The sequence below is a fragment of the Pseudomonas psychrophila genome (assembly GCF_001043005.1).
GTDB classification, from domain to species: Bacteria; Pseudomonadota; Gammaproteobacteria; order Pseudomonadales; family Pseudomonadaceae; genus Aquipseudomonas; species Aquipseudomonas psychrophila.
The window spans coordinates 770197-781566 of record NZ_JYKZ01000001.1 but is presented as its reverse complement, the minus strand read 5'-3'; the positions used below and the strand labels follow the sequence as shown (position 1 = coordinate 781566).

The window sequence follows — 11370 nt, the reverse complement described above, 5'->3', positions numbered from 1 at the left end:
CACAAAACCCGCTCGATAACTAGCGGTTCGAGTGTTCTCTAATGCAATAAGAAGCTTAGTACAAAGGTGCTCGGCAACTCCCGAGCGTGACGAGTCACGCCCGGGAGTATCAACGTCCAGAAATCAGGATTTCTTTTCTTCTGCTGGTTTGTCGTCTGCCGCTTTGTCGGTCGGATTGGCGATCAGCGCCTTGAGCTCATCGCTCATCGGGAACATCAGGTTCAGGCCTTTTGGAGGAATAGGCGACTGGAACCAGGTGTTGTAGGTGTCGTTGATCTTGCCCGACTTGTAGTAGGCGACGATGGCGTCATCCACTGCTTTCTTGAATTCTGGATCGCCTTTACGAACCATGCAGCCGTAGATTTCGTACGACTGTGGAGTACCGGTAACGGCCCAGTCGGTTGGCTTCTTGGCCTTGGCCATTTCACCGGCCAGCAGGGCGTCGTCCATCATGAAAGCAACAGCGCGGCCCGACTCAAGCATGTTGAACGCTTCGCCGTGGTCTTTTGCCGAGATCACGTTCATGCCCATCTGCTTGTCGGCGTTCATCGCCTTGAGGATGCGCTCTGAGGTGGTGCCCGCGGTGGTTACGACGTTCTTGCCTTTCAGGTCAGCGAAGTCCTTGTAAGGCGAGTCCTTTTTGGACAGCAGGCGGGTACCGATCTCGAAGATGCCGACCGAGAAGTCGACTTGCTGCTGGCGCTCCACGTTGTTGGTAGTGGAACCGCATTCAACGTCAACGGTGCCGTTCTGTACCAGCGGGATACGGGTCTGGGAGGTAACCAGGTTGTACTTGATCTTGAGGTCCGGCATGTCGAGCTGTTTTTTCAGCCCATCAACGATTGCCAGCTGTACATCGTGGGAGTAGCCAACCGGCTTGCCGGAAGCGTCCGCGATGTAGGAGAACGGAATGGAGGAGTCACGATGCCCAAGGGTGATGGTGCCGGATTCTTTGATTTTCTTCAGTGTGCCGGTCAATTCGGCTGCAAAAACTGGAGTGCTAATCAGAGCTGCAGCAATTGCTGCGCCCAAAAGTTGCGGAACGATGCGCATCGGTGTTTCCTCGACATTGTTTTTTTTATTGAGCCCATTTGTGGGCCCTTTTGTACTTCGAATGTCTCAACAGACTAAACGCTCTGTTAAAGCATTCGGTCCAGAGTGTAGAGCATGAGTCGTGCCAGACATTGAATTTATGACTAACACACTGATTTATATGGATTTAAATCGTTTTGAAGAAGGGTCTTAAATGCAGGTGTGCCCGGAAAGCCGAATCATGCAGGGGCAGGTGTTCGGAAAACCGAATGAAAGACGGGCTGGTCACTCGTGATACGTGGCTCGGGATTTGTAGCAGGTCGAGCCGAATGCACTGCTGGCAACTTGAATTGTAGAGCCGCCGCTCCCTCAGGAAATGTGAAACCTGCGGGAGCGGGAGAGGGGCTTAAGCTGCTTCTACCTTGCGGTGTTTCAGGTTAAGGGTGGCCATGTACTGGGCCAGATGTGCCTGTTCTTCAGCAGTGGTGAACAGGCCCAGTTTGGTCCGGCGCCACAGAATGTCCTGTGCATCCAGTGCCCATTCCTGATTGCACAGGTAATCGACTTCACGGCTGTAGAGACCGCTGCCGATATGCTCGCCCATATCGCTCAGGCCTTGTACGCCATCCAGCAAGCGCCATGAACGGTTGCCATAGGTGATTGCCCAACGCTTGGCAATCGCTGCATCCAGCCAGCTGTGCTTGCTGATGAGGGCTGCGCTGAGGGCAGTGGGGGTGGTCATGTCTTCACCGCCCGGTAATGTCGCGCTGGCGGTCCAGCTCGGTTTGATCTGGGTGAAATACGGGGTCAGCTGGGCCATGGCCGATTCGGCCAACTTGCGGTAAGTGGTCAGCTTGCCCCCGAACACGGACAGCAGCGGGGCCTCGCCCGGTACGCCGGACAACGCCAGGGTGTAATCCCGCGTCACGGCCGAAGGGTTGTCGGACTCGTCGTTACACAGCGGACGCACGCCTGAATAAGTGCGCAGGATGTCGCTGCGGCTTACTTGCTGTTTGAAGTGGGCGTTGACCACATTCAGCAGGTAGTCGGTTTCCTCTTCGGTGATGCTCACTTTGGCCGGATCACCTGTGTATTCACGGTCGGTCGTACCGATGATGGTGAACTGATCCATGTACGGGATGGTGAACACAATCCGTTGGTCTTCGTTTTGCAGGATGAACGCATTAGGCGCGTCGTAAAGCTTGGGCACTATGAGGTGGCTGCCCTGGATCAGGCGAATGCCGTAAGGCGAGTCCAGCTTCAAGTCATCCTTGATGAATTTAGCGACCCAAGGGCCTGCAGCATTGACCAGGGCTTTGCTTCGAATGGAAAACAGGCTGCCATCAGCGCGTTCCAGATTCAGTTCCCACAGCCCTTTATTACGACGCGCGCCGACACAACGAGTCTGAGTGTGAACATGTGCGCCTTTTTCCCGCGCAGCCATAGCGTTAAGTACGACCAGGCGAGCGTCATCGACCCAGCAGTCGGAGTATTCAAAACCTTTGGTGATTTCTGCTTTCAGTGGGCTGTCCGCACCAAACTTGAGACTGGTGGAGCCTGCAAGTTTTTCGCGCTTGCCCAAGTGGTCATACAGGAACAACCCGGCACGGATCATCCACGCCGGGCGCAGGTGCGGGCGGTGGGGCAATACAAAACGCATCGGTTTGACGATGTGCGGAGCTTTGGACAACAACACTTCGCGCTCAGCCAGAGCTTCTCGTACCAGACGGAACTCGTAATGTTCGAGGTAGCGCAAACCGCCGTGGATCAGCTTGCTGCTGGCTGACGAGGTGTGGCTGGCCAGATCGTCTTTTTCGCAAAGAAACACAGATAAGCCGCGACCGGCTGCGTCTGCCGCAATCCCGACGCCATTGATTCCGCCGCCAATCACAGCAACGTCGTAAACCTCAGCGAGGGGGGTGGCAGGCAAGGTGGTCAGGGACATAAATGGGCCTCGCGTTCTTTACGCATATTTGAATGTGAACATTAATGTTCATTTTCGAAAATATTAGCGGATAAAGACGTACGAGGCCAGCGCCTTTCGATTGAAAAAACTCATCGAAGGGGGTCTAAAAGAAAAATATCGAACATTTAGAGTCGGGAGTTGAACCTGTGGGCTGGTTACACGACTTCCAGGCGAATCTTGTTTTGAGCAAGGAGTTGCGCGAGTTCGGGCACAGGTGGCTGATCGGTGACCAGGCAATCAATCAGGGTTATCGGGCCCAGGCGTACCATCGCATTTCGGCCGAACTTGCTGGAGTCGGCAGCCAGGATGGTTTGCCTGGCGTTGGCAATAATTGCCTGAGATACGCGCACTTCCTGATAGTCGAAGTCAAGCAGGCTGCCGTCTGAGTCGATGCCGCTAATGCCTACCAGTGCAAAGTCGAACTTGAACTGGTTGATGAAGTCGACACTGGCCTGGCCCACGATACCGCCATCACGGCGTACGTTGCCGCCTGCGATCAGGACTTCAAAGTCATCCTTGGCGCTCAGGATCGAAGCCACGTGCAGGTTATTGGTGATGATTTTGAGGTGGTTGTGATTGAGTAGCGCCCGTGCAATCGACTCGGTTGTGGTGCCGATGTTGATGAAAATCGAGGCGTGATCAGGGATCTGGGCAGCGATGGCTTCGCCAATACGGCGCTTTTCGTCGCGCATCTGATCTGCGCGCATGGCGTAGGCAGTGTTTTCAACGCTGGAGTCATAGGCGGCTCCACCGTGGTAACGGCGTAGCAGATCGGCTTCTGCCAGTTGATTGATGTCACGGCGAATGGTCTGCGGTGTGACGACGAACAACTGAGCCATTTCCTCGATGCTGACATAACCGCGCTCGCGTACGAGTTCGAGGATCTGCTGCTGGCGTGGAGGCAGATTCATGGAGTTTCCTTTGGGCGGCGAAGCAAATTCGCCCATGATGCCGCAGGAAAGCGCCGCCTGCTACTCGCAGGTGTCATCAAGTCTTGAAGCAACTGCGGGCGCCAGTGGCGCCCGCAGTTTTTATTGCCTTGGAGGATTAGTTGCTTTCTTCGTGGGGTTCCCAGTCGCGAGTACGGCTCACGGCTTTTTTCCAGCCGGCATAGAGCTTCTCTTTGCTGGCTTCGTCCAGCGCAGGTTCGAATTCGCGCTCGATCACGGCCTTGCCGCGCAACTCATCCAGGCTGCCCCAGAAGCCGCAGGCCAGACCGGCCAGGTAGGCCGCGCCCAATGCGGTAGTTTCGCGCATTTGCGGGCGTTCAACCTGAGTGCCGAGAATGTCTGCCTGAAATTGCATCAGGAAGTTGTTGGCTACGGCACCACCGTCTACGCGCAGGGCCTTGAGGCGTTCGCCGGAGTCCTGCTGCATGGCGTCCAGCACGTCGCGTGTCTGGTAGGCAATCGACTCAAGCGCTGCACGAATGATGTGGTCAACGCGTACGCCGCGAGTCAGGCCGAACAGAGCTCCACGGGCATACGGGTCCCAGTAAGGGGCGCCGAGGCCGGTGAACGCCGGCACCAGGTACACACCGTTGCTGTCTTTGACCTTGCCGGCGAAATATTCGGTGTCATGGGCGTCGTTAATGATCTTCAGCTCATCGCGCAGCCATTGAACCGTGGAGCCACCGTTGAACACGGCGCCTTCGAGTGCGTAGGCAACTTCGCCCCGAGGGCCGCATGCAATGGTGGTCAACATGCCGTGGGTCGATTTGACGGCTTTGGACCCGGTGTTCATTAGCAGGAAGCAACCAGTGCCATAGGTGTTCTTGGCCTGGCCGGGTTCGACACACATTTGACCAAACAGCGCTGCTTGCTGGTCGCCTGCAATGCCGCCAATGGCGATACCGCTTTTGGTGCGGCCGTAGATTTCTGAAGACGACTTCACTTCAGGCAGCATTTCGCGCGGGATATCCAGCACTTCCAGCATCTTGGCATCCCACTCCAGGGTGTGGATGTTGAAGAGCATGGTGCGTGAGGCATTGGTGTAGTCGGTGACGTGGGTTTTGCCGCCGGTAAATTTCCAGATCAGCCAGCTGTCGACGGTGCCGAACAGTAGTTCGCCATTGCGTGCACGCTCACGGCTGCCTTCAACGTTATCCAGGATCCATTTCAGTTTGGTGCCCGAGAAGTACGGGTCGGTCACCAGGCCTGTGGTGTCGCTGATGTACTGCTCGTGACCTTCGCGCTTGAGCTGCTCGCAGATTTCAGTGCTGCGGCGGCACTGCCAGACGATGGCGTTGTAGATAGGGCGACCGCTGACTTTGTCCCATACAACGGTGGTTTCACGCTGGTTGGTGATGCCGATGGCGGCTACCTGGTCGTGATGCAAGCCGGCTTGGGCCAAGGCTTCGACCATCACGGCGCTTTGGGTGGCGAAAATTTCCATTGGGTCATGTTCAACCCAGCCCGGTTGCGGGTAGTGCTGTTGAAACTCACGTTGCGCGGTGCACACCACGTTGGCGTCACGATCGAAGATGATCGCTCGCGAACTGGTTGTGCCTTGGTCTAGCGCAATGATGTAGTTCTTATTCTGGATGTCGGTCATTTGAAATTGCCTTGCAGAATGAGGGAGGTTGGGGGCGCGAGACAGGTAACGGGCAGTTGGTCTCGTGCGCCCCGTTTCATAAGTCGATATCAGGAAGCTTGGGTTTTCACTTGCGCAGCAGCCTGGGTATCGGCGGCTACAGGGGCAGCGTCAGGCAGATGGCGAGCAATTAACCCGCGATAAATGGCCGCGCCCAGGCAAGCGCCCACGATCGGTGCAAATATTGGAATCAGGAAATAAGGGATGTCGCGTCCGCCAGTGAACGAAATTTCACCCCAGCCCGCAAAGAAAGTCATCAGTTTAGGCCCGAAATCACGCGCGGGGTTCATCGCAAAACCGGTCAGCGGCCCCATCGAGCTTCCGATGACGGCAATCAGCAGGCCGATCAGCAGGGGAGCCAATGCACCGCGTGGCAAGCCGTTCTTGTCGTCGGTCAGGGCCATGATCACGCCCATCAGGATGGCAGTAATCACCATTTCAACGAGAAAGGCTTGCAGAATTGTGAGCGAAGGGTGCGGGTAGGTCGAGAAGACCGATGCAAGCTCAAGGCTGGCCTGGCTGCCACGAACCATTTGATGCGCTTGTTCGTAATCGAAAAACAGGTTGCTGTAGAGCGTGTAAACCAACGCTGCAGCGCAAAAGGCTCCTGCGACTTGGGCAAGGATATAAAAAGGCAGTTTGCGTTTTTCGAAATCGGTGAACAGGCACAGCGCGATGCTGACGGCCGGGTTGAGGTGCGCGCCGGAAACGCCTGCTGTCAGGTAAATCGCCATGCTGACGCCGATGCCCCAGATGATGCTGATTTCCCATAAGCCAAAACTGGCGCCCGCGACCTTGAGAGCCGCAACACAACCGGTACCGAAGAAGATGAGTAGTGCGGTGCCGAGAAACTCGGCCATGCACTGACCTGAAAGTGTGGGGTGCTGAGATGCAGTCGACATGTGAAACCTCATTATTGTTGTTTTTTGACGTCGTCAATCAGGGTGGCAGTGCGCCTGAGCCTGGACCGGTAAGTACGTATTTCAGATTTGTGCGGTCAGGCAAAGTCGTATGAGTATATTCAGATTCGAAAAAATATAGACAAGAAACACTGCTGTCAAAGGTCGAAAGTGAACGGGTATTCATATTCTGACTTTAGAGGAGGGGTTTGGTATTGGTTTTTCTGTAAGAAAACACTACAAATTGGTAGGTGGAAGTGTAACGTTTCAGCTAAAAATTCAACGCAAAGCCCCGTGTCAGCGCCTTTTTGAGGGCCAATAGCCTAAAATCTGCCATCGGATTTCACTGCCTCATTCAAGACTGGAGCTGTCATGACGCCTGCGCTGGATCTGCTGAAAAAAGTTCGTGCCGAACATAGGGTGCATAGCTATGAGCATGACCCCAAAGCGGCCTCCTACGGGTTAGAGGCCGCAGAAAAGCTTGGCCTGGAGCCTGCTCAAGTGTTCAAGACGTTGTTGGCTAGCAGTGAAAAAGGCGAGTTATTGGTCGCCGTTGTACCGGTCGTCGGAAGCCTTGATTTAAAAGCGCTTGCGCACGCTGCTGGGGTGAAGAAAGTCGAAATGGCGGACCCTGCGGCGGCTCAGCGGTCAACAGGATATCTGTTGGGAGGGATCAGCCCGTTGGGGCAGAAGAAGCGACTACGCACCTTTATCGATAAAAGTGCTGAAGGATTTGCGACTGTATTTGTCAGTGCTGGACGACGCGGACTTGAAGTGGAGCTGGCGCCTGGGGTGCTGGCAGAGCATACGCAGGCGCAGTTTGCAGCGGTAGGGCGGGTTTAAACGAATTGTCGCACCGCCCCTCCTGCAAGGGATTACTGGGCGGAACTGTAGCGCCTTACACCTGATTCGGAAGGCGGGATTTGTGCAGCGATGCTGCCGCTGGTTTGGAACATCACCAGGTGTTCCGCGGCAACCCGAATGCCCACTTGAGCACCTGGCAGGTGGTCGGCGTGGCTCGGAAAAATCGACTCCAGCTGGCTGCCAGTAGGCAGTTGCAGGCGGTACAGGGTCGAGGCACCAAGGAAAGTCTTGCCGATAATCCGGGCTTTCAAATCGCTGTCCGGTGCATAGACGATATCGTCCGGACGCAGTAATACATCAACTGCGCCGCCCGTTGGCCACGTGTAAGCACGGTTGCCGCGCAAAACGCCCAGTTCGGTTTGTACCGATTCCGGGCTGAGTAACTGGCCCCGAATGAAGTAGCCCTGACCGATAAAGCTCGCCACAAACGGTGTCTGTGGCTCGTGATAGAGGTTGTAGGGCGTATCCCACTGTTCAAGGCGCCCTTCCTTGAAGACCCCGACATGGTCGCTCACAGCGAAAGCTTCTTCCTGGTCGTGTGTCACCAAAATCGCACTGGTGCCACGGGCTTTCAGGATGTCTCTCACTTCATGGCTGAGCTTGCGTCGCAACTCGCCGTCGAGGTTGGAAAACGGCTCATCCAGCAAGAGTAATTGCGGCTCGGGCGCCAGTGCGCGTGCAAGTGCGACACGTTGCTGCTGACCGCCGGAAAGCTCGTGAGGGAAGCGCTTGCCGAGATTCTTGAGATTGACCAGTTCAAGTAGCTCTTCGGTCACGCGCTCTTTGTTTGGATGCTTGCGAATCCCGAACGCTATGTTGTCGGCCACGCTCAGGTGCGGAAAGAGAGCGTAGTCCTGAAATACCATACCGATACGACGTTTCTCTGGGGCCAAGGTAAATCCGGCACTGGAGATGACTTCACCCGCCAGCCGGATTTCACCTTGATGTACCGGCTCAAAACCGGCAATCGCGCGCAGAGTGGTGGTTTTGCCACAGCCCGAGGAGCCCAGCAAGCAGCCAATATCGCCGGCATTGAGGTGCAGGTTGAGGTTTTGTACGACGCTCTGGCCCTGATACCCACAGGCCAGATCGCTAAGGTTGAGCAATAACGGCTGACTCATGCGGGTTGATACGCCGGTTGGACAAGGAATTCGAGAAGCGCCTTTTGCGCATGCAGGCGGTTTTCAGCTTGATCCCACGCCACGGAGCGCGGGTCATCCAGCAAATCGAGGCTGATTTCTTCGCCGCGGTGGGCTGGAAGACAGTGCATGAACAGCACGTCGTCGGCAGCGAGGTCGAGCAGGGCACGATTGACCTGGTACGGGGCAAACAACTGCAGACGCTTGGCGGTTTCTTCTTCCTGGCCCATGGAGGTCCACACATCAGTGCTGACCAAGTGGGCGCCAATTACGGCATCACGCGGGTCGCGAACGATCGTGACGCGATCACCGGCTTGAGCCACAAACTGGGGATTGGGCTCATAGCCTTCAGGGCAGGCAACGCGTAGCTGGAAGTCAAACTGGATAGCCGCTTCTATATAGCTGTTGCACATGTTGTTGCCGTCTCCGATCCAGGCCACGGTTTTACCCTTGATCGATCCGCGATGTTCCTGGAAGGTTTGCATGTCAGCCAGCAACTGGCACGGGTGCAGATCGTCTGACAGACCGTTGATGACCGGTACGCGGGAATTGGCCGAAAACTCGGTAAGGGTACTGTGGGCGAAGGTACGAATCATGACGGCGTCTAGCATGCGCGACATCACTATGGCGCAGTCGCCAATCGGCTCGCCACGACCCAATTGGGTATCACGTGGCGACAGAAAAATGGCCTGACCACCCAGCTGGATCATGCCGGCTTCAAATGACAGGCGGGTACGGGTCGATGATTTCTCGAAAATCATGCCCAGAACGCGACCTTTCAGAGGTTCGAAGAGAACGCCGCGTTGACGCAGGTCCTTCAGCTCGATACCGCGACGAATCACGCTGACTAGCTCTTCGGGCGTGCAATCCATCAGGGAGAGAAAGTGCCTTGCGCTCATCATTAACTACCTTTTTTGCAACGACCGCAGATGCTCAAAGCCGGGGTTTTCGGAAAAACGGGCGAGACCTGCGGCGAAAGCCGCACGGGGCGACGAAATAGGGGAAGGCGCGATCTTATAAGGAAATGTCGCGTCTTGCCAATAAGGGTCACGTGTATAGAGGTTTGAGCGAGTCTTGCGCTGCATGAGCCGCTCAGGTGGTTTGCCTCACCTCAGCTGCCCATTTGTACACTGCCGTGGCGTCGCTTGGCAATTGCACGGTCTTTTGGTGTGTTGCGGTCGCCGTATTTGTACTCGCTGTCGAGGCGCTGACACAGTGATGGCGCGGGCAATCCAGATGGGTTTCATGTGTTCGCAGCCTTCGTTGCCGGCAGCGGCTACGGGGCCTGCGAAGGGAAGGGGGGCGACTATTGTCTGTCGGGGAGACCGAGCGTGACGCTCGGCTTTCCGTTACAATGCGCCACCGTGCCGACATCTGAGTCGGAAAGTTCAGCCGAGGTGCTCCATGGATATCATCGAAACTATTAAAGACCAGATTGCTAACAACACCATTCTGCTCTACATGAAAGGCTCCCCGAATGCCCCACAGTGTGGCTTTTCGGCCAAAGCTGCTCAGGCAGTCATGGGCTGTGGCGAGAAGTTCGCTTACGTGGACATCCTTCAGAACCCGGAAATCCGCGCCAATCTGCCGAAGTACGCTAACTGGCCAACTTTCCCGCAACTGTGGGTCGGTGGTGAGTTGGTAGGCGGTAGCGACATCATGGCTGAAATGGCCGCTGATGGTTCTTTGCAGGCTTTGATTAAAGAAGCTGTCGAGAAAGCTGCTGCAAACAAGACTGAAGCTTGATGTCAGTCGCGTAGTTACAGTTGTTAAGTAACGCGCATAAAAAAGCCCCGCCCCGTGATAAACAGGGCGGGGCTTTTTAGTGGGCGTTAGTTACTCGCCCATTTGCGATTGCAGGTAATTCTCAATACCGATTTTATCGATCAGGCCCAACTGAGTTTCCAGCCAGTCGATATGCTCTTCTTCAGATTCCAGAATATCTTCCAGCATTTCGCGGCTGCCAAAGTCACCCACAACTTCGCAGTGGGCGATAGCGGCTTTGAGATCGGCGTGGCCGGTCTTCTCAATACGCAGGTCACACTCAAGCATTTCCTTGGTGTGCTCGCCGATATGCAGCTTGCCCAGGTCCTGAACGTTTGGCAGGCCTTCAAGGAACAGAATGCGCTTGATCAGCTTGTCCGCGTGTTTCATCTCGTCGATGGACTCGTGGTACTCATGCGCACCCAACTTTTCCAGGCCCCAATCCTGATACATGCGTGCGTGCAGGAAGTATTGATTGATTGCGACCAGTTCGTTGCCGAGAATTTTGTTGAGGTGCTGAATGACTGAAATGTCGCCTTTCATGGCTGGGGCCTGCCTTAATTAACTGTATATAAGGCAGAGTTTGATCCGCACGTTGCAGGCTGTCAAACCTAAGTATTTGAATAATAAATGAAAATTAATCGGAATAAGAATGTTTGTGTTCCGCGTCTTGGGGCTAACCACTTGAATTCTGGACATAAAAAAACCGGACACTAAGCCCGGTTCTTTGAAATATGTTAATTAAGCGGCTGAAAATTCTGCCGGAAAACTCATTACCGCCTGACTGGTTTGCAGCGAAGCCAAGGTTTCGCGAACCACTTGCTTGGCTAAGCATGCACATTTACCGCATTGGCTAGCGACGCCTGTTGCTTCGCGCACTTCACGGTAGCTGCAGCAACCGTCGTAGATTGCGTCGCGAATTTTTCCATCGGTGACGCCAGTGCAAAGGCAAACGTACATAAATAAGAACCATCGCTGGTTGGGATTCAATGACAGGGATCTTAATGTTAACGAGAATGATTGTCAAAGTGCCTTGAGTCTCAATTGAGGTCTGCCTGCGTTGTGCTGACGAACGGTCTCGATGGTTCTGTGTTTGGCGCCTGAAAAAGGGTTA

At 55.1% G+C, this 11370-nt stretch carries 11 protein-coding genes; 2 read left to right on the top strand and 9 right to left on the bottom strand.

Going from position 1 to position 11370, the window contains the following annotated elements:
• Nucleotides 1-123: 123 nt before the first annotated feature.
• The 5 genes from TU76_RS03660 to TU76_RS03640 all read right to left on the bottom strand — a co-directional run bounded on the left by TU76_RS03660 (nt 124) and on the right by TU76_RS03640 (nt 6492).
• The gene (locus tag TU76_RS03660) at nt 124-1053 is read right to left on the bottom strand and encodes a glutamate/aspartate ABC transporter substrate-binding protein (RefSeq protein WP_019823560.1); all 930 of its coding nucleotides are present in this window, start codon (nt 1051-1053) and stop codon (nt 124-126) included.
• A gap of 385 nt (nt 1054-1438) precedes the next feature.
• The gene (glpD, locus tag TU76_RS03655; protein WP_048351095.1) at nt 1439-2977 is read right to left on the bottom strand and encodes a glycerol-3-phosphate dehydrogenase; all 1539 of its coding nucleotides are present in this window, start codon (nt 2975-2977) and stop codon (nt 1439-1441) included.
• 176 nt (nt 2978-3153) lie between these two features.
• Nucleotides 3154-3909: a DeoR family transcriptional regulator gene (locus tag TU76_RS03650; RefSeq protein ID WP_019823558.1), complete on the bottom strand. Its 756-nt coding sequence runs from the start codon at nt 3907-3909 to the stop codon at nt 3154-3156.
• Nucleotides 3910-4045: 136 nt separating this feature from the next.
• Nucleotides 4046-5551, bottom strand: coding sequence for a glycerol kinase GlpK (glpK, locus tag TU76_RS03645; RefSeq protein WP_019823557.1), 1506 nt, complete (start codon nt 5549-5551; stop codon nt 4046-4048).
• Between the two features lie 89 nt (nt 5552-5640).
• Complete coding sequence (locus TU76_RS03640) at nt 5641-6492, bottom strand: MIP/aquaporin family protein (RefSeq protein ID WP_048351094.1); 852 nt, start codon at nt 6490-6492, stop codon at nt 5641-5643.
• Nucleotides 6493-6861: 369 nt separating this feature from the next.
• Here TU76_RS03640 and ybaK point away from each other — a divergent pair, with 369 nt between their 5' ends.
• Complete coding sequence (gene ybaK / locus TU76_RS03635) at nt 6862-7332, top strand: Cys-tRNA(Pro) deacylase (protein WP_019823553.1); 471 nt, start codon at nt 6862-6864, stop codon at nt 7330-7332.
• A 32-nt stretch (nt 7333-7364) separates the two neighbouring features.
• Here ybaK and TU76_RS03630 read toward each other — a convergent pair whose 3' ends face one another.
• Nucleotides 7365-8474, bottom strand: a complete 1110-nt coding sequence (locus tag TU76_RS03630) for an ABC transporter ATP-binding protein (protein ID WP_048351093.1) — start codon at nt 8472-8474, stop codon at nt 7365-7367.
• A complete protein-coding gene (argF, locus tag TU76_RS03625; RefSeq protein WP_019823550.1) occupies nt 8471-9391 on the bottom strand; it encodes an ornithine carbamoyltransferase in 921 nt (306 codons plus the stop codon). The genes TU76_RS03630 and argF overlap by 4 nt, the downstream gene beginning before the upstream one ends.
• Before the next feature lie 505 nt (nt 9392-9896).
• Here argF and grxD point away from each other — a divergent pair.
• Nucleotides 9897-10238, top strand: coding sequence for a Grx4 family monothiol glutaredoxin (grxD, locus tag TU76_RS03620; RefSeq protein ID WP_016779691.1), 342 nt, complete (start codon nt 9897-9899; stop codon nt 10236-10238).
• Between the two features lie 90 nt (nt 10239-10328).
• Here the strand turns inward: grxD and bfr are convergent, their stop codons facing one another.
• A complete protein-coding gene (gene bfr, locus TU76_RS03615; protein WP_019823548.1) occupies nt 10329-10799 on the bottom strand; it encodes a bacterioferritin in 471 nt (156 codons plus the stop codon).
• Between the two features lie 198 nt (nt 10800-10997).
• Nucleotides 10998-11216: a bacterioferritin-associated ferredoxin gene (locus tag TU76_RS24565; RefSeq protein WP_019823547.1), complete on the bottom strand. Its 219-nt coding sequence runs from the start codon at nt 11214-11216 to the stop codon at nt 10998-11000.
• Between the last annotated feature and the right edge of the window lie 154 nt (nt 11217-11370).

Excerpts from the sequence above, each read along its gene's own strand:
- grxD (WP_016779691.1), top strand. The coding sequence starts at position 9,897 with ATGGATATCATCGAAACTATTAAAGACCAGATTGCTAACAACACCATT.
- TU76_RS03650 (WP_019823558.1), bottom strand. The coding sequence starts at position 3,909 with ATGAATCTGCCTCCACGCCAGCAGCAGATCCTCGAACTCGTACGCGAG.
- bfr (WP_019823548.1), bottom strand. The coding sequence starts at position 10,799 with ATGAAAGGCGACATTTCAGTCATTCAGCACCTCAACAAAATTCTCGGC.
- TU76_RS03640 (WP_048351094.1), bottom strand. The coding sequence starts at position 6,492 with ATGTCGACTGCATCTCAGCACCCCACACTTTCAGGTCAGTGCATGGCC.
- TU76_RS03630 (WP_048351093.1), bottom strand. The coding sequence starts at position 8,474 with ATGAGTCAGCCGTTATTGCTCAACCTTAGCGATCTGGCCTGTGGGTAT.
- TU76_RS24565 (WP_019823547.1), bottom strand. The coding sequence starts at position 11,216 with ATGTACGTTTGCCTTTGCACTGGCGTCACCGATGGAAAAATTCGCGAC.
- ybaK (WP_019823553.1), top strand. The coding sequence starts at position 6,862 with ATGACGCCTGCGCTGGATCTGCTGAAAAAAGTTCGTGCCGAACATAGG.
- TU76_RS03660 (WP_019823560.1), bottom strand. The coding sequence starts at position 1,053 with ATGCGCATCGTTCCGCAACTTTTGGGCGCAGCAATTGCTGCAGCTCTG.
- argF (WP_019823550.1), bottom strand. The coding sequence starts at position 9,391 with ATGAGCGCAAGGCACTTTCTCTCCCTGATGGATTGCACGCCCGAAGAG.
- glpD (WP_048351095.1), bottom strand. The coding sequence starts at position 2,977 with ATGTCCCTGACCACCTTGCCTGCCACCCCCCTCGCTGAGGTTTACGAC.
- glpK (WP_019823557.1), bottom strand. The coding sequence starts at position 5,551 with ATGACCGACATCCAGAATAAGAACTACATCATTGCGCTAGACCAAGGC.